This window comes from Photobacterium sp. R1, from assembly GCF_054600795.1.
In genome coordinates, this window is record NZ_BAAHZP010000005.1 from 225049 (window position 1) to 244240 (window position 19192).

General features: G+C 49.0%; 14 protein-coding genes. 12 read left to right on the forward strand and 2 right to left on the reverse strand.

Features of this window, described 5'->3' with window-relative positions:
- The first annotated feature begins 185 nt into the window (after window positions 1-185).
- Window positions 186-869, forward strand: a complete 684-nt coding sequence (locus tag ACYP03_RS10800) for a hypothetical protein (protein ID WP_459779742.1) — start codon at window positions 186-188, stop codon at window positions 867-869.
- A 221-nt stretch (window positions 870-1090) separates the two neighbouring features.
- Here the strand turns inward: ACYP03_RS10800 and ACYP03_RS10805 are convergent, their stop codons facing one another.
- Window positions 1091-2317: an MFS transporter gene (locus ACYP03_RS10805; RefSeq protein ID WP_459779744.1), complete on the reverse strand. Its 1227-nt coding sequence runs from the start codon at window positions 2315-2317 to the stop codon at window positions 1091-1093.
- A 176-nt stretch (window positions 2318-2493) separates the two neighbouring features.
- Here ACYP03_RS10805 and ACYP03_RS10810 point away from each other — a divergent pair, with 176 nt between their 5' ends.
- The 9 genes from ACYP03_RS10810 (at window position 2494) to ACYP03_RS10850 (ending at window position 14812) form a co-directional block, all read left to right on the forward strand.
- Complete coding sequence (locus ACYP03_RS10810) at window positions 2494-3261, forward strand: ABC transporter ATP-binding protein (RefSeq protein WP_248141636.1); 768 nt, start codon at window positions 2494-2496, stop codon at window positions 3259-3261.
- 21 nt (window positions 3262-3282) lie between these two features.
- Complete coding sequence (locus tag ACYP03_RS10815) at window positions 3283-4176, forward strand: ABC transporter substrate-binding protein (protein WP_459779746.1); 894 nt, start codon at window positions 3283-3285, stop codon at window positions 4174-4176.
- Window positions 4176-6179, forward strand: a complete 2004-nt coding sequence (gene fhuB / locus ACYP03_RS10820) for a Fe(3+)-hydroxamate ABC transporter permease FhuB (protein WP_459779748.1) — start codon at window positions 4176-4178, stop codon at window positions 6177-6179. Before ACYP03_RS10815 ends, fhuB begins: the two co-directional genes overlap by 1 nt.
- A gap of 195 nt (window positions 6180-6374) precedes the next feature.
- Window positions 6375-8165, forward strand: a complete 1791-nt coding sequence (locus tag ACYP03_RS10825) for an IucA/IucC family protein (protein ID WP_459779750.1) — start codon at window positions 6375-6377, stop codon at window positions 8163-8165.
- Entirely contained in the window at window positions 8158-9087 is a 930-nt protein-coding gene (locus ACYP03_RS10830; RefSeq protein WP_459779752.1) for a GNAT family N-acetyltransferase, read from the forward strand. The genes ACYP03_RS10825 and ACYP03_RS10830 overlap by 8 nt, the downstream gene beginning before the upstream one ends.
- Window positions 9087-10841, forward strand: coding sequence for an IucA/IucC family protein (locus tag ACYP03_RS10835; RefSeq protein WP_459779854.1), 1755 nt, complete (start codon window positions 9087-9089; stop codon window positions 10839-10841). The genes ACYP03_RS10830 and ACYP03_RS10835 overlap by 1 nt, the downstream gene beginning before the upstream one ends.
- A gap of 10 nt (window positions 10842-10851) precedes the next feature.
- Complete coding sequence (locus ACYP03_RS10840; RefSeq protein ID WP_459779754.1) at window positions 10852-12168, forward strand: lysine N(6)-hydroxylase/L-ornithine N(5)-oxygenase family protein; 1317 nt, start codon at window positions 10852-10854, stop codon at window positions 12166-12168.
- A 162-nt stretch (window positions 12169-12330) separates the two neighbouring features.
- Entirely contained in the window at window positions 12331-14559 is a 2229-nt protein-coding gene (locus tag ACYP03_RS10845) for a TonB-dependent receptor (protein ID WP_248140132.1), read from the forward strand.
- A 58-nt stretch (window positions 14560-14617) separates the two neighbouring features.
- Entirely contained in the window at window positions 14618-14812 is a 195-nt protein-coding gene (locus ACYP03_RS10850) for a hypothetical protein (protein WP_459779756.1), read from the forward strand.
- Between the two features lie 165 nt (window positions 14813-14977).
- On the opposite strand, the gene ACYP03_RS10855 is transcribed toward ACYP03_RS10850, so the two are convergent.
- A complete protein-coding gene (locus ACYP03_RS10855; RefSeq protein WP_248140374.1) occupies window positions 14978-16417 on the reverse strand; it encodes a glyceraldehyde-3-phosphate dehydrogenase in 1440 nt (479 codons plus the stop codon).
- Between the two features lie 606 nt (window positions 16418-17023).
- Here ACYP03_RS10855 and ACYP03_RS10860 point away from each other — a divergent pair.
- Both ACYP03_RS10860 and ACYP03_RS10865 read left to right on the forward strand, forming a co-directional pair.
- Window positions 17024-18619, forward strand: coding sequence for an ABC-F family ATPase (locus ACYP03_RS10860; RefSeq protein WP_248140373.1), 1596 nt, complete (start codon window positions 17024-17026; stop codon window positions 18617-18619).
- Between the two features lie 84 nt (window positions 18620-18703).
- Window positions 18704-19150, forward strand: coding sequence for a YaiI/YqxD family protein (locus ACYP03_RS10865; protein WP_459779758.1), 447 nt, complete (start codon window positions 18704-18706; stop codon window positions 19148-19150).
- The last annotated feature ends 42 nt before the right edge of the window (window positions 19151-19192 follow it).

Here is a 19192-nt window from a genome sequence, read left to right on the forward strand (position 1 = left end):
ATTTATTATCAATTATTTATCTGCAAATCCCCTCCTTGGTATCACACTTATTATCTAAGCGGTGTGATCCTTATGCATAGGGTAAAAGTACTAGATTGATATGCAATCTGCTCAGTGAAACCCTATGTGCATCAGCAGGCGTATTCTGCTGATTTTATTCAATCATTGCATTTCGAGAGAGAAAGATGTTTAAAAAGAAACTATCCGTTGTCATGCTGGTATCACTGGGTCTGTTTGGCTGTGGCTCGGACGACGATAAAAAAGCGGTTAAAGAAATTGCTAAACCGGCAGGATTGAATGTTCAGGTTGAGTTTTATAATGAGATCCCATCTTTTGAGAATGGGAGAGCATTTCGGATCGAGTTTTTATTTGATTTGAATAACTCAGGTGATGTAAACCTTTATGAGGAAGGGGACCTGTTTTTTACGACAATTATTGATGAAAATGAGAAAGAAAACTTTGTTAGTATTGGTAAATATAGGTTAACTGATGAAGCAGAAATTGGCTCAGAATTAAATTTCCCGGTCACAACCTTAGGGTATTCTAATTTATCAAAGAAAGATGGGAAGTCAGTATTCACATTTAAGATACTTAATGAATTGGAATTGGTTGAGTTTGATTCATCTGAAAGAAAAGAAAAAATGGATACTACTGTAAGTGAATATGAGCGGTTAGTTAAATCCATTAATGGAAACACACCCATCTCAATTCGTGCTTTTTATTGGGGGAATGGCGTTAATAGTGGGGATTACATTGGGAGGAATGTTCCAACGCAAAGAAGTATCTTATCTCTTCATGATTCAAAAGATGATTATGAAGGTGATTACAATTATGTTGATATTGAGAGTGCTACATTTACCTTCAATTGAAAATGAATATATTTAGTTAATTTTTATTAAATCGCTTCAATGTAGCGTTAAATGTCATTCACGCGAAAACGGGAATCCAAATAAGGCAAAGTTCAAACTGCCTTTTTCAAAAGATTATCGGCTGAAATCACCAAGCCTCACTTCGAAATTTGAGCATTTCAACTAGATCCCCGCAGGCGCGGGGATGGCACTTATTTGAAGTTTCATTTAATTGTTTTATTTCACCGCTCCTCAACCACACGCACCACGGCTTTTTCCTTCCGCCGGGTAAAGGCAATCCCGGTGACCAGAACTGAAAACCCGAGACAGACCCAAACCGGGAGTTGTGGAGAAATCACCACAGTACTCGCCAGCAGAGAGGCCAGACCATAACCCAGGGTATGTGACATCGAAATCAAACCGGCGATTTTACCTGATTGATCCGGGTTGGTCTGGGTTGCCATGGAGGTGTAGGCGGGTACCAGCAAGGCTGCGCCAATAGCCGAGGCGACCATAGCGATGGTAAAGATCCAGAATGAGGTGTTGAGGAAAAGCACAAACCCGATCAGCAAGGCAATACCGCCCAAACGATACATCGATTCGATGTCCAGCTTTTTCTTTTTGATCACCAGCACCTGTGTCAGCAGGGTAAATGCGGCGCTCAACGTCAGTAATAAACCAATGGCCTGACTGATCTCATCTGTGGTCCATGCGGTAATTGAACCAATCAGGGGCGACAGGCTGTATTGCAGTAAAGCCACAACGGCGCAGAGCAGCAATCCCGTGAGGAGAAACGGCACTAGGGTGAGGTCAGGCAATTTGCGGGTTTTCTGTTCCGTTGTTGTCTGGGCTGTTTTCGGAGTGAAAGCTGGTTTCGGCAGCCAGCAGGCACCAAGTAAAGCAATGACCGGAAATGCGACCATCAGCATCAGCGGGGCGTAGGTATGAAGTTTCAGAGCGCCCATTGCCAGTAGTGGGCCAACCAAACGGCCTGTGCTCAACCCGATACTGACTGACGTAATGGCCTGCAGGCGATTCTGGCTGCCGCAGAGTAAAATTGCCCAGTGCTGACTGGCGGGCACCATACCAGCCACGGTACAACCATAAATGATACGGGCAACGACAAGCCCGGCAAGCCACAGATAAGTCTGTTCACTGAATTCGTTGCTGAGGGCAGTGAAGACCAGCAGCAACAGGAAGCTGACCGCCATCCCAGCAAGTGCCTGAAGAACAACGGTTTTTGGCCCGTTCCGGTCACTGAAACTGCCCCAGAACGGCGCAGCGGGCAGAAAGAGGAAACTGCCGATTGCAATCACGATCGACCAGGTGGGTAAGCCAAACGCTGAGTGTTCAACGAGAAAGGGGAGTGAAACAAGCAGGCCGTTTTGCCCGATGCCCATCAAGGCTGCGATGAGTCCGATCAGTGTCAGATGAAGTCGATGTGGCGTACGGCTGGCATCGTGGGTCATGGTCCCTTCCTGGCTGGAAAATCAGAGATTTATGAAACAAAAGAGAACTATTCGTGTTCTCACCAAAAGAAGTGACGGGTATCCTACATCGAAATAATGATTGTGAAAACTATTATCATTCACAGTAGGCTGTGGTACAGTTCGTGCACTTTGTTGTGCAACACATTACCGCATTCATGTACCAACTCATTGATGTCGCCTTTGATGTGGAAGGGAAAAGGATTCTCCATCCCACTTCACTGATGTTTGAAACCGGAAAAGTCACGACCTTGCTTGGCCATAACGGCTGCGGCAAGTCCACCCTGATGAAGCTGCTCAGCCGACAGAATGTGCCTGCGTCCGGCCAGGTCTTGCTGAATGATCAGCCGGTTCATCAACTCGACAGTAAAGCGTTCGCGCTCAATGTGGCTTATCTGCCACAACATCCGCCGATCACCGATGGCGTGACTGTCCGGGAGCTCGTGTGTTTCGGTCGTTATCCCTGGAAGGGCGCTTTTGGCCGCTACAGCCGGGAAGATTATGATTTGGTGGATGAGGCCATTGAACGGGTTGGTCTGACTCCATTTGCCGATCGCTTTGTGGCGACACTCTCTGGTGGTGAGCGACAAAGAGCCTGGGTCGCGATGCTGCTTGCTCAGCAGAGCCAGTGTATTTTGCTGGACGAACCGACTTCCGCACTGGATGTGGCGCATCAGTATGAACTGCTGCATTTGATCCGGGAACTGAATGAAAGTTTAGGGCTGACGGTCATTATGGTGCTGCATGACGTCAACATGGCGGCCAAATTCAGTGATCATCTGATTGCCTTGCATTCAGGTAAGGTGATTGCACAAGGCACACCAGAATCCATGATGACTCCAGAGGTCCTCAAAAATATTTATGGTATGGAACTGGCGCTGTTCGCTCATCCGCAAACGGGTCAGCCAATCAGCTACATTCCATAAGAACATGTACAGGGAAAGATTGTGAAGAAACTGATCGCATTTCTTTTGGCCGCACTGGCCTTGCCGGGTCAGGCAATGATAGTGAAGCATGAGCTGGGCGAAACGGAACTGACAGAAACCCCGAAGAAAGTGGTCGCGCTGGACTGGGCACTCACAGAAACCGTGTTGAGCCTGGGGGTGACGCCGGAAGGGGTTGCGGACGAGGACGGATATCGTACCTGGGTTGGCGAGCCCAAGCTTCCTGAATCTGCGGTGAATGTCGGCTCCCGCCGGGAGCCGAATCTTGAATTGCTGGCGGAAATGAAGCCGGATCTGATTCTGATCAGTAAACACATGGGCCCGGTTTATCAGCAACTCAACGCGATTGCGCCAACCCTGGTGTATTCTATTTACAGCGAGAGCAAGACACCAATGGCAAATGCGGTGTCGGTGACCGAGCAGTTAGGTCAGGTGCTGAACCAGGAATCTCAAGCGAAAGCCGTGATTGAAGCAACGACAGCGCGCCTGAAACAAAATGGTGAAAAAGTGCTGGCATCTGCTGCGGGACGGAAACCCTTGATGTTTGTGCGTTTTATTAACGATAAAACGTTGCGCATTCATAGTGAAGGCTCTCTGGCTCAAGACACGATCGCTGCCATGGGGCTGAAAAATGACTGGCGTGAACCGACCAACTTATGGGGCTTCACGACGGCAGGCATTGAAAAAATGGCGGAACACCAGTCCAGTAACGTGATGATCTTTGGCCCGCTAAAGGCCGAAGAACGCCAGAAACTGACGACTTCACCCCTCTGGCAGGCTATGGCTTTTACCCGTTCGGATTCAGTTTATGAATTACCGGCTATATGGACCTTTGGCGGCCTGATTTCCGCTCAGCGTTTCAGCGATCATATTACCCAGCAACTGATACAGAACTAATGCAGTCCCAAGTTTCATCAATCAATCCTTTCGCACGATCGGGCCAGACAGCCCGGTCGTTTTTCATTTTTGCAATCCTGATTGCCGTCGTGGGTTCTCTGATCAATTGGACGGTTCCCTATGCACAGGGGCTGCAGCTGCTCTGGCAGACCTTGTTCCACTATGATCCGGCGAATTATCAGCATCTGATTGTGCATCTGACTTATCTGCCGCGTCTGACTGTGGCGATTCTCTGCGGTTTTTCTCTGGCGGTTGCGGGGGCTGTGATGCAGTTCGTTCTGCGCAACCCAATCGCATCGCCCACCACACTGGGGGTAGCTTCCGGTGCTGAACTGGGGATGGTACTGGGGATATTGCTGTTACCAGCGTCTGTCTCGGTGTCGTCTTTCGTTCCTGCATTTCTGGGGGGCACTCTGGCAACGGCACTGGTGTTCCTGCTCTCGGCAAAACGCGGGTTTGCCCCAGTACATATGGTGCTGGCGGGCATGGTCATCAGCCTGTTCTTCGGTTCCATCAATACCATGTTGCTGCTGTTGCATGAGCAGAAGCTGTCTTCAGTTTTTGTCTGGGGGGCGGGAACACTGAATCAGAATGGCTGGGCAACCGTTCAGGCATTACTGCCGATGACGCTGATACCGCTGGCCATTTTGCTGTTGTTGCAGCGGCCGCTGGCGTCTTTGCAGCTTGGGGAGGGCGTTGCCAAATCGCTGGGCGTGAATGTGAAACAAATCAAGGTGCTTTGCCTCGGGCTGGCTATCTTCATGACAGCCAGTGTGGTGAGTGAAGTTGGATTGATTGGTTTTGTCGGGATTGTTGCGCCGGCGATTGCCCGCATGATGGGGACACGCAAGTTGTACCGGCATCTGCTGAACAGCGGGCTGGTTGGTGCATTGATGCTGTTGTTTGCCGATTTACTGATCCAGCCGTTTTCCGGCGTTGGCGGGGAAATGCTGCCGACCGGGGCGATGACGGCGCTGATTGGCGCGCCTTTTTTACTCTGGCTCTTGAGGCGGAAGACCCTGCAATCAGAGCTGCGTGCCCGGGAAGAAGGCGTACCGCATTATCATCATCGTGACTTCAAAAAAACGGTTTGGCCTTTAACTGTGGTCGTACTGGTTTGTTTCGTCCTAGCGGTGACGGTGGGTCAAAGTCAGCAGGGCTGGGCTTTTTCGCTGTCTGAGCATATCTGGGAATACCGCTTTCCCCGGGTGCTGGTCGCCCTGCTTGCCGGGATTGGGCTGGCACTGGCCGGAACGATGATTCAGCGTGTTACAACCAATCCGATGGCCAGCCCGGAAGTTTTGGGGATCAGCTCAGGTGCGGCACTGGCATTAGTGATTGGCGCATTGCTGGGTGTTTCCGTAGAGCGCCATGAGCAGGTGTTGCTGGGGACGGCAGGTGCCATGCTTGCGACCGGGGTGATCTGGCTGATGGGCAAGAAACATCAGTTTGCACCGACACAGACCTTGCTGACGGGAATCGCACTTAGTGCGGGTCTGGATGCCTTTTTGCGGATAGCGATGTCTTCAGGACAGGACAACGTCCGGGCGCTGCTGACCTGGCTTTCTGGTTCCACGTATCTGGTGTCAGTGCAGGATGTGGGGCTCTTGGCCGTCGGTGTCGGGATCTTGTTACTTGTGACCCTGTCACTTAGTCGGTGGATTGATCTGATTGGGTTAGGTGAAGTCAGTGCCACCAGTGTCGGTTTGGATTGCAGGCGGGTCCGACAAGTCCTGTTGTTGTTGGTTGCAGCCCTGACGACCCTCTGCACAATTGTGATTGGTCCGCTGAGCTTCGTCGGCTTGCTTGCGCCACATATGGCGCGCACGCTGAATCAGTACTCAGCACGCAGGCAGTTGATCGTCGCATCACTGCTTGGTGGGTGCCTGATGGTGATTGCGGACTGGATTGGACGAAACCTCTGGTTTCCGTGGCAATTTCCCGCAGGATTGTTAGCGTCTGTCATCGGCGGCGGTTATTTCCTGTATCTGATGAGAAAGTAACCGGCAGGCCATATCTGCGCATAAATTTTTCAGCCAGCGATTTGTCGCTGGCTTTTTTTTATGCAATGTAACGGAATCACACCACTGACTTACATCAAATATTCACTATTTAAAGAAGAATTAACAAAAGGCTATTGATTATGTTTATGAGAATCATTAGCATTTGACGCAATTATCAGATGCAATGAGTTAACTATGGAAACGCAGAACCACGCTTTTGTTACGCCAGCGGGTCAACATGATGTTGCAGCGGCGTGTTTTTTCAATGCCCTTGCCCGGGAATGTCCGGCGATTCAGTTTGAGAAAGACGAGCAGGGGACCAGCTATCTGATCCCGTTTGCGAATCAGGAACGGATTCGTATTCCATTGCGTTACTTTTCTTCTCTGGGTGTTCACGAGTATCAGTTCCCGGCCTTTCTGGAGGCTGATACGTCAGTCACATTCAGCTACCCGGAGCTGGTTGCCCGCATTCTTGAAGAGCCGTCTCTGGCAGGCCTGGTGACGGAAGAGCAGAAACAGATTTTCACGAATCGTGTGCTTGAAAGTCATTACAACACCTACAGTGCAGTCAGTCAGAGCCCGTATGGTGAAACGCTGTTTAATCAGGCGCTGAATTTCCAGCAGGCTGAGCAGGGATTGCTGATCGGTCATTCATTCCATCCGGCACCGAAAAGCCGTGAACAGTTCAGCGCTGAAGATGCGAAGAAGTTTTCTCCTGAATTTGGCAGTCATTTCCCGCTGCGGTGGCTGGCCGTTGATAAATCAATTCTGGTGTCCGGCAGTTCTGCAGATAAAACCGTGATTGAACGTATGGCGGAGTTGCTGCAGGCAGATACGGCTTTCGATAATACGCTGGTCTCGCAGCTAACTGAAAATCAGGTGCTTTTACCGGCTCACCCGTGGCAGTGGCAGGTGTTCAGTCAGTATCCGGATGTGATCGAATATCTTGAACAGGGTTTGATCAAGGATCTGGGTGAAGCCGGTAGTGACTGGTACCCGACGTCTTCTACGCGATCTCTGTACGCGCCAGCATTGCCTTATATGCTGAAGTTCTCCCTGAGCGTCAAACTGACCAACTCCATCCGCAACCTGTCGGTGAAAGAAGTGATTCGTGGTACCCGCCTGAATCAGCTGTTTGCTGATACAGACATTCAGCAGGTGCTGGGTAACGGCCAGGGTTTCCAGCTGATGCAGGAACCGGCTTATCTGGGACTGGTGGACAAAAACGGCAAAGCCATTGATGAATCTCTGGTTGCTTTCCGCGATAACCCGCTGGCTGCCAAGGCCGATGAAGAGGCTGTGGTGCTGGCAACACTGGCACAGCAGAACCCGTTTGGCGGACAAAGTCTGCTGGCAAAACGTGTGTCTGATTATGCTGCAGGCCAGGGCATCAGTTTAGAGCGGGCAGCCAAAGACTGGTTCAGCGCTTACTGTCAGCACAGTGTCGTTTCACTGTTTGACCTTCAGGCAAACTACGGTGTGGTGTTTCTGGCGCATCAGCAGAATATCGTGATGCAACTGAAAAACGGTTTCCCGGTGGGTATGTATTACCGCGATTGTCAGGGAACTGGCTATACCGATCTGGCGTTTGAGCGATTTGCTGATTCCCTGAACGATGCTTCGATCAATAAAACCAGACAGGATATCGAAAACTACTGGAACCAGGATAAAGTCCGCCGTTATTTCGCTTATTACCTGATCATCAATTCAACCTTCAACGTGATTGGTTCGATCTGTGCCGGTACCGGTGTGGACGAAATGGCACTGGTTGCCATTCTGCGCGAACAACTAGAAGCGCTGAAAGCAGGGGGTGTTCGCGATTCTGCCTGTCTTGATTATGTTCTGAATGATGAAGGCCTGTGCTGTAAAGGGAACTTCTTCTGCTATCTGCAGAATTTCAATGAAAACTCTATTCCGGATCCGGCGGTGATTTATTTTGACCTGCCAAACCCACTGATCAACGTAAAGGAAGCGATCCATGTTTAAGGCAAAAACATTTCAGGTCATGGAAGAACTAGGACAGGAGAAATTGCACAGCCTGCAGCTGACATTGTCGGCGCATGATCTGGAGAATCCTCAGGCATTAGCACAACTGCTGACCGATCTGGACGCTGAGTTCAGTCACCAGCCGGAACGTGATCGTTTCCTGCTGGAAGCACCGCAGGATTTGCAGGCTCAGTTGTCGGCGATCCTGCCGTTGTGTGAAGGCAATCTACTGTACAAATCGGTGTTTTATCAGATGCCGGAGCAATGGCATCTGCATACACCTTCGAGCCGGTTCCCGTTTGTTGAAGTGCAGTCGAACAATCAGCATCGCCACCATCCGATGCGTCCCGAAATGCCGGCCGGGACGGTTTATAAGCGGTTTGACCATCAGGCCGATGCAGAAGTGTCTTTCCGGGTCTTTGATATGGAAAGAGATTTGGATGTGTTTGTCCGCTGGATGAATGATCCGCGGGTTGCACACTTCTGGGAGCAGGCATGGAGCAAAGAAAAACTGGCTGAGTTCGCACAATCGCGCCTGAACGATCCGCATATTATTCCGCTGATTGGTGAGTTCAATGGAGAAGCCTTTGGTTATATCGAAGCCTACTGGGTGAGCGAAGACCGGCTGGCACCTTACTATGATGTGCAGCCGTATGACCGGGGCATTCACCTGCTTGTGGGTGAGGAACAGTTCCGTGGTCCGCGCTTTTTCAACTGCTGGATGCGTGCGATCAGCCATTACCTGTTCATTGATGATGTGCGTACAACCCGAATTGTTCTGGAGCCCCGTGCGGATAACCAGCGCTTGTTTAACCGTATTGAGGCCGTCGGCTACCGGAAGCTGTTTGAGTTCAACTTCCCCCACAAACGTTCGGCACTTCTGATGCTGGAGCGCGGCGCATTCTTTGGGGAGCAGTGGTGATGATTCAGCAGGCATTACAACAACACTGGCCGCAGGCGAACCGGGCGATTGTGGCGAAAATGATCAGTGAATTTGCATACGAGCAGGCATTCCGCTTTGAAGAGACGGCACAGGGCTTTGTGCTGAATCTGGATGAAGGTGTCAGCTATCAATTCCGGGGGAAAGCGAATATCTGGGGACAGATTGTTATTGAACCTGAATCGGTCACCCGTTTCCCTGCAACCGAACCGGTACTGGCAACTCAGTTCATGATGGATATTCAGCAATTGCTGAATATGCCGGATGAAGCCATGGCGGAACACTTTGAAGATCTGAATGCGACTTTACTGGGTGATTGCAAACTGGCCGTGAAAAAGCAGGCCATGACCGCCAAGGATCTGGCAAATCTGAGTTGTGAATTGCAGCAGACTTATTTCAACGGTCATCCGAAATTCGCCTTCAATAAAGGCCGCAGAGGATGGGGTACCGACGATCTGGATTTGTACGCGCCAGAATCACAGCGTGCATTTCAACTGGGCTGGGTGGCTGTTCATCAGTCTGTTTTACAGCAGTCAACCAATGAAACGACGCGCTGGGAGCAGTTGATTGATTCAGCCATGACTGAAGTTGAGCAGGAAAAACTGGCTCAGGCATTCAGTGCGTTTGAAGTGAATCCGCAGAACTATACCCTGATCCCGGTTCACCCGTGGCAATGGTCTCAGAAACTCTCTCTGCTGTTTATTCGTGAAATCGCGGAGAAAGCGCTGCTTTATTTGGGGGAGTTCGGGGATTATTTCCTGCCGCAGCTCTCGATTCGGACGCTGAGCAATGTGTCCCGCCCTCAGGGGTATGACATCAAATTGCCGCTGACCATCATGAATACTTCCTGTTATCGCGGGATTCCGGGTCGTTATATTCTGGCGGGGCCGCTGGCGTCTGACTGGATTGATCAGGTCTTCCAAACGGATCCGCTACTGGTCAGCAAAGGTGCTGAAGTATTGCAGGAACCGGCATCGGCTTATGCCGCTCAGGTGGATTACCGGCAACTGGAAAAAGCGCCTTACCGCTACCATGAATTGCTGGGTGTGATCTGGCGTGAATCGCTGGCTTCCAAACTCAAAGAAAACGAGTCAGCCATTCTGATGGCAGCCCTGATGGAGTCGGATTCACAGGGGAATCCACTGATTGGTGAGTACATTGCGGCGTCTGGACTCTCTGCGGAAGCATGGCTGACCCGTCTGTTTGATGCTGTGGTGATCCCGTTCTACCACTTACTGACCAAGTATGGTGTTTCGCTGATTGCGCATGGTCAGAACATTACGATTGTGATGGAAAATCATGCCCCGAAACGCATTCTGCTGAAAGATTTCCAGGGTGATATGCGCTTGGTGGAAAGGGAATTGCCGGAGCAGGCATCACTGCATCCGCAAGTGAAAGCCGCCACCGTTCGTCTGCCGGAAGAACTGATTATTCACGATCTTCAGACAGGCCACTTTGTGACTGTGCTGCGGTTTATCTCTCCACTGGTAGAAAAACTTGGTTTCACCGAGCAGCAATTCTATCGCCTGCTGGGTGACCGGATTCAGTCTCATATCAACCAGCACCCAGAACTTGCAGAACGGTTTGAACGACTGGATCTGTTTAAGCCGCGTATCCTGCGTATCGGTCTGAATCTGGCAAAGTTCAGACACAGCACCGACAGCAGTGCTTCCCGTATGTTGCCGGACATGGATGACATGCTGGATAACCCTCTATTTTTGGCCCAAGAACAATAAGGAATGAACCATGGAACTGAATAATCACAAAGAATGTCTGGATCTGGCGGGTGTGGGTGTCGGGCCGTTTAACCTGAGTGTCGCGGCACTGCTGGAGACAAATACGCATCTGAATACCTGCTTTTTCGAAGGTCGTGAATCATTCTCATGGCATCCGGGACTGCTGCTGGATAACACCAATATGCAGACCATGTTCCTGAAAGATCTGGTGACTGCGGTGAATCCGCAAAGTCCGTATTCTTTCCTGTCATATCTTGTGAGTCAGAAGAAGTTTTACCGTTTCCTGTCTGCCGAACTGAATTGTATCAGCCGTCATGAGTTCTCTGATTACCTGGCCTGGGCAGCCCATCAATTGTCGAATGTTCAGTTCGATTCTCGCGTAGAGCACATTGAGTACATCGGAGAAGCGTTCGAAATTCAGACCAGTCAGGGCTCGTATCTGGCAAAAAACCTGTGTATTGGTACCGGGAAAGTGCCATCGATTCCTGAATGCGCCAAGCCACACATCAGTGACAAAGTGTTCCATGCTGCGGAAATGGGTTTGCGCGATCGCGACTTTACCGGAAAACGCGTGATGATTGTCGGCGGTGGCCAGAGTGGCGCTGATATCTTCCTGAATGTCCTGAATGGTAAGTGGGGCAAAGTGAAAAGCCTGGATTGGCTGTCTCGCCGCTCAAACTTCCAGCCGCTGGATGAAGCTGCTTTCACCAATGAGTTTTTCACGCCGGAGTACGTCGAGACTTTCGTGGGATTAGATACTTCTGTGAAGCGGTCAGAAATTGACGCACAAAAACTGACGTCAGATGGCATTACGCAAGCTGCGTTACTGTCGATTTACCGCGAGCTTTACCACAGATTTGATGTTCTGAAAGAAGATAAGTGGGTGCGTCTGCTGCCGCATCGTTCCATGAGTGCACTGGAGAGTCATGCGGGTGGTTTCTCTGTTCAGGCATTGAATGCCCTGAGTCAGCAGGCAGAAATGCACGAAGCCGACATTATCATTCTGGCTACCGGTTTTAGTGCGCCATACCCGCAGTGCCTGAAATCCATCATGCCGCTGCTGGAACTGGATGAAAATGGCCGCTATGGCATGACGGAAAACTTTGAACTGAAGTGGGAAGGCAGCGCGAAAAACAAGATTTTTGCTGTGAATGCCGGTATGCACAGCCACGGTATTGCAGAACCTCAACTGAGTTTGATGGCGTGGCGAAGCGCACGAATCATCAACCAGCTTTGCCAGAAACCGGTATTCGATATCGGCAGCGACAAGGGCATGATTGAGTGGGTGACAGAAAGCCTGGTGACTGAGTATGCCAAAGCGTCTTAAGAAACGCTTAGGCCTTATTGATAACCATATAAAAGATAAGGCCTTAAAAACATACAAATAAATTGAACTTTTTTAACGTCAGATATGGAAATAAAGTGGCAAATGAGTATTATTATCAAACTTATTTGTTTAAACCTTATCTAAAAATATAAAGTGATTACAATGGCAGTGAAAAAAGGGATGTTTCAATTGACGACAGTGGCCGCTGCGGTGGCCGCTTCAGCGTTTGTTTCCAGTTCAGTATTTGCTCAAGACTACAAGACAACCGAAGAGAAAATGGTCGTGGTATCCAGCCGCGCACCAAAAGCGATCAGCGATATTCCGGGCACTGTCTGGTATGTCGACAGCGCGCAAATCGAACAGGAATATCGGGGCGGTAAAAACCTGGGTGAGATTCTTGCCGCAGCCGTGCCGTCAATGGATGTCAGCAGCCAGGGCCGGACTAACTACGGACAAAACCTGCGTGGTCGTCCGATGCTGGTCATGATTGACGGTGTTTCTCTGAACTCTTCCCGTCTGATCAGCCGTCAGTTAGATTCTATCGATCCGTTCAATATTGATCGCATCGAAATTCTTTCAGGTGCAACGTCAATCTATGGTGCAGGCGCGACGGGCGGTGTGATTAACATCGTCACGAAGAAAGCAGACAGCACTGAATTGCAATTTGAAAGTTATGTCAACACCACATCTGGCTTTAACAGCAGTGATGATTTCGATTACAAACTGGCTCAGTCAGTTAGCGGTGGCAATGATCTGGTGAAAGGTCGTGCCTCTGTGGTTTATGGCGAAACCCAAGGTTATTACGACGCGAATGGCGATATCGTTGTGCCGGACATTACTCAGGGTTCTGTTCAGTTTAATGAAGTCATTGATGTATTGGGTACATTGTCTATCACGCCGACAGACACTCAGACCATCAATCTGCTGGCGCAATACTACAGCAGCGAGCAAGACAGCCCGTATGGTATTTACTTTGGTCAGGATCTGGCTGGTGTAAATAAAAATATTACCGGGAATCCTGGTGATAAGAGCCTGATTGAAGTCCGGGATGGGTTTGAGTCGGATCGCCAAGGTTCAACAGAACGCTGGATGCTCAATGCAGACTACATTCATTCGGATTTCCTGGGCCACGAGTTACTGGTTCAGGCATCATACCGTCATGAAACTTTGAGCTTTATTCCTTTCATCTATAGTACCTATTTAGCGGCATCTGAGCAGGAAACGGACGTGATCAGTCTGCGTGCGGCGATGATCAAGTCGCTGGAAAACCTGACGCTAACTTATGGTGTCGACGGTTACATCGACAAGCTAGATAGTAATCAGATGCTGTTCGATCGTCAGACGAGCTATAACTCTGGCGGTCTGGTGAACAAGAAAGCGTCTATGATTGGCCGTTATCCGGGCACCGAAGTGTCTTCTATTGCTGGTTTCGTTCAGGCGGATTATGCAATCACCGAAAACTGGAGTGTGGAAGGTGGTTATCGCTTCCAGTATATGAAGAATAAAGTAGATGACTTTGTTGCTACCGGTACGCAGGTTGCTATTGCGCATGGCACGGGTACTTCTGCTGATCCGGTTCCCGGCGGTGAAACAGATTACGATATTGGCTTGTTGAACTTAGGCACTATCTATCACCTGACTGATACGGATCAGGTTTGGGCTAACTTCGCACAGGGCTTTGATCTGTCTGATCCAGCAAAATATTACGGTGTCGGCACGTATTCTGGCCCTGATGCCAATGGTCATTACAATCTGACCGGCAGCATCAATGTGGATGATTCCAGGTTGTCTGGGATTAAAACCAACAGTTATGAAGTCGGTTATCGTCATGACAGCGGCGACCTGAATATCCAGACAGCCGTTTATTACTCACAATCTGATAAGAAAGTCAGCGCCAATAAGAAGACGCTGAATATTGAAATTTCTGATGATAAGACGCGTGTCTATGGTTGGGAAGGTCAGGCTTCTTACTGGTTGAGTGATGCTTGGCAAGCGGGTGTGAATGGACACCTGGTTAAATCTGAAGTGCAGAATGCGAATGACGATTGGGTAAAACAATCCATTAACTATGCGAGCTCTTCGAAAGCAGGTGCATGGCTGGCTTGGTTCGAAGATAGCTATGCACTGAAACTGCAAAGCCAGACAACATTTAATTTGAAGGATGACGCAGGCAAAGAAATTTACGGTTACACCACCCTGGATCTGGTTGGTAGTTATCAGTTGCCTGTCGGTAGCCTGGGTTTTGGTATTCAGAATCTGTTGGATCGTGAATACAGTACGATTTGGGGACAGCGTGCATCAGGTTTGTATGCCAGCTATGGCCCAGCTGAAATCTTTGATTATAAAGGCCGTGGCCGTACTTACACTGTGAACTATCAGGTGAAGTTCTAAGGCCAGTTCGACTTGAAGGTCTTAATAATGAACCGCCCGGTTATGCCGGGCGGTTTTTTTGTATTTCTATTTTCAAAAAAGCAGTAAAGCTGAGGCTCTTTTATTAATCGAGCTGGCGGTTTATCGCGGTGATATTCAGTGGCTGGTCCCAAGCTACAAACCAGCACCACTGCATTTTATACTTGCAGAAAATGCTGGTTTACAGGGAAGAAATCCAGACATTGAAAATATTCTTGATGATAGCTCAGATTGAACAGCTCAGATTAAATAGGACAGCAGATATAGAAAGGTCTTGGCAGATTTTTCAGGGTAATCAGGCAGTGTTTCTTTTAAACAGAAATAAAAAAAACCGCCTGGGTGAGTTCATCCCGGGCGGCAAATGTTCAGCAAGAGAAATAATTATTATAGGTAGAATACGTTATTTCAGTGCAGGGAAGGTCTGATAGCGAACACCCATCATTTGTTCCATACAGTGAACGACCTGGCAGCTATAGCCGAATTCATTGTCATACCAGATGTAAAGTACGCAGCGCTTGTCCTGAGCAATAGTTGCAGCACCGTCTACAACACCAGCATGGCGGGAACCGACGATATCGCTGGAGACAATCTCAGTGGACTGAGTGTAATCAATCTGACCTGACAGGGCAGAATTCAGTGCAACATTGCGCAGATAGATGTTGAGTTCTTCTGCAGACACATCAGTGTTCAGGTTCAGGTTTGCAACAGCCATCGAAACGTTCGGGGTCGGCACGCGAATCGCGTTACCCGTCAGTTTACCAGCCAGCGCAGGTAGTGCTTTCGCAACGGCTTTTGCTGCGCCTGTTGAGGTCAGAACCATGTTCAGTGACGCAGAACGGCCGCGACGCTCGCCGGAGTGGAAGTTGTCAATCAGGTTCTGGTCATTGGTGTAAGAGTGAACGGTTTCGATGTGGCCGTTCAGAACGCCGTACTTGTCATTGACTGCTTTCAGGACAGGAGTAATTGCGTTGGTGGTACAGCTTGCCGCAGAGATAATTGTATCTTCGCTCAGGATGTCAGTTTCATTCACACCAAAGACGATGTTCTTGATTTCACCTTTACCAGGCGCCGTCAGCAGCACTTTCGCAGCTCCCGGGCATTTCAGATGCTGGCTCAAGCCTTCAGCATCACGCCAGATACCGGTGTTATCAACAATCAGCGCATTATTGATGCCGTAAGTGGTGTAATCCACTTCTGCAGGGCTGTTCGCATAGATAACCTGAATGTAGTTACCGTTGACAATGATCGCTTTGCGCTCTTCATCCACGGTGATGCTGCCGTTGAACTGGCCGTGAACTGAATCACGACGCAGCAGGCTGGCACGTTTTTCCAGGTCACCGTTTTTACCGCCGCGAACCACAATGGCACGTAAGCGCAGCGGATATCCTGCACCGCTTTTTTCAATCAGCAGACGCGCCAGCAGGCGGCCGATACGGCCAAAACCGTACAGCACGACATCGCGTGACTGCAAAGATTCTGTGCTGCTTAGCGAGTCAGCCAGAGCCGCTTGCAGAAAATCATCCAGGCCATTTTCATCCTGGTGTTCTTTCCAGTAAGTGCTCGCCAGTTGGCCAACATCAATACGGCAAGGGGACAGGTCCAGATGGTTGAGTTTTTCAATGATTGGCAGAGTCAGGGAAGGCGAAATTTCTGTTTCTGTGTAACGTTTACCGATACGGTGGGCTTTAATCAGTTCAATGACAGAAGCATTGACGATCTGACGACCGAACAACAGAACTTCGACGCCTTTTTGCCGGTATAGCTGGCCAAGAATTGGTGAGATGGATTCAGCATTTGTTTGGCTGGTTTGCCAGTCGAGGAGGTATTTTTCCGGACTCATCTTTACTTAGGACCTTTCACATATAGGGAAGAAAAACAGGGATTTATCCTGTGAACTGTTATCGTTTTTATGGGCAGGGATTGTAACGGTCGTTACATTATTATCCTAGTAAAATTAATTGCTTGTAATTGTGATCCTGATCTTTTGTAACTTGTGATCTTTATCATTAACGCAGTGGGATATGCTGAAAAAACTGTGATGTCAGAAATTACTTATTTTTAGCGGATTATTAGGATGATTGTAATAAAACAAGAAAAATTGGTTTCACTCGCTCAATCCTTTACAAAAGTTAGTTCTTTTACAAAAAAATGAGCTTGTTTCAGTCGCAGCCTGCAAGACAAGGGAAAATTGTCGCAAAATTCACTGAAGGTATCGTTTGCCTGGGTGGTTTTTCACCATGTAGACGCAAAAGAAGCGTTTCAAGCGGCTCATATTCAGTTGGTTTCGTTTTTGGTTCTTTTGGGTCATCACCGGAAGATTCAGTTGAAGAAGACAAAGCGTGATAAAACTCACGTCATCTGTTAAGATGGCGCCAATTTCCAACAAAAAGCTGCCGGCGATCTGGCAGCTTTTTTCATGTCTGATTTTTTGTTGTAGGAACCTATTTTGATCACAACAGCGAACATCACCATGCAGTTTGGCGATAAGCCACTGTTTGAAAACATCTCCGTCAAATTCGGCGAGGGTAACCGTTACGGTCTGATTGGCGCGAATGGTTGCGGTAAGTCGACGTTCATGAAAATTCTGAGTGGAGAGCTGGAGCCTTCGGCTGGTGTGGTCAATAAAGATCAGAACGAGCGCATGGCAAAGCTGGGTCAGGATCAGTTCGCATTTGAAGAATTCACAGTGGTTGATACCGTCATTATGGGTCACAAAGAGCTGTGGGAAATCAAAGCCGAGCGTGACCGTATTTACTCGCTGCCAGAAATGTCAGAAGAAGACGGTATGCGTGTTGCTGACCTGGAAACTGAATTCGCAGAAATGGACGGTTACTCCGCGGAAGCACGTGCAGGTGAACTGCTGCTGGGTCTGGGGATTCCGGAGCATCTGCATTTTGGTCTGATGAGTGAAGTCGCACCGGGCCTGAAAGTTCGTGTTCTGCTGGCTCAGGTTCTGTTTGCTGACCCGGAAATCATGCTGCTTGACGAACCGACGAACAACCTGGACATCAACACGATTCGTTGGTTAGAGCAGGTCCTGATGCAGCGTAACTGCACCATGATTATCATTTCGCACGACCGCCACTTCCTGAATACGGTGTGTACTCACATGGCGGATCTGGATTACGGTGCATTGCGTACGTTCCCGGGTAACTACGATGAGTACATGGTCGCAGCAACTCAGGCGCGTGAGCGTCTGCTGGCAGACAATGCGAAGAAGAAAGCTCAGATTGCTGAACTGAATACTTTCGTCAGCCGTTTCTCTGCAAACGCCTCGAAAGCGAAACAGGCGACTTCCCGTCTGAAACAGATTGATAAGATTCAGCTGGAAGAAGTAAAAGCTTCAAGCCGTCAGAACCCATTCATTCGTTTCGAGCAGGAAAAAGAACTGTTCCGGAATGCTCTGGAAGTGGAAGGCCTGAAACAAGGCTACGGCGAGAACATTCTGATCAATGGTGTTAACCTGATGGTTGAAGTCGGTGAGCGTATTGCGATCATCGGTGAGAATGGTATCGGTAAGTCTACTTTCCTGAATACACTGGCAAGTGCGATGGCGCCAATGGCTGGTATGGTGAAGTGGTCTGAGAATGCCAACATCGGTTTCTACGCACAGGATCATTCTGCTGACTTCGATATGGACATCAACCTGCTGGACTGGATGAGCCAGTGGAAGAATGAAGGGGATGATGAGCAGACGGTTCGCGGCATTTTGGGTCGTATGCTGTTTTCCCAGAACGACATTAAAAAGTCTGTTCGTGTGATTTCAGGTGGTGAGCAGGGTCGTATGCTGTTTGGTAAACTGATCATGCAAAAACCAAACATCCTGCTGATGGACGAACCAACCAACCACATGGATATGGAATCTATTGAATCGTTGAACCTGGCTCTGGAAAACTATCGAGGCACACTGATGTTTGTTTCTCATGACCGTCAGTTTGTTTCCTCGATTGCAACCCGTATTATCGAAATTACCAAGGAAGGCGTGAATGACTTCCACGGGACTTACGATGAGTACCTGCGCAAGCAAGGCATCGAGAGCTGAGTAAAAGATATTATGAAAAAGCCGCCAGCGTTGGCGGCTTTTTTCTATGCTGACAAATCAAGACAAAAGATGTAAGGATTTGACATGAAAATATGGGTTGATGCAGATGCCTGCCCGAATGTGATTAAAGAGATCATTTTTCGGGCAGCAAACCGTGTTGGTGTCATTACGACGCTTGTGGCAAATCATGCGATTCGTGTGCCGCCATCGCCTCATATTCGGGCGATTCAGGTGATGTCTGGCTTTGATGTCGCTGACAATCATATTGTTCAGCACACCGAGCCGGGGGATTTGGTCATTACAGCAGATATTCCACTGGCAGATGAGATTATCACCAAAGGAGCACATGCGTTAAATCCGCGCGGTGAAATGTATACGAAAGATACAATTAAACAGCGGTTGCAAATGCGGGATTTTATGGAAACCATGCGCAGCAGTGGTATTCAGACTGGCGGCCCGGCACCGATCAGTCAGGCCGACCGTCAGCAGTTCGCAAACAAGCTTGATAGTTTTCTTGCGAAAAACAAATAATAGCTCACAAGATTTATTCAGGCTGCAAATAACTTGCGCCTG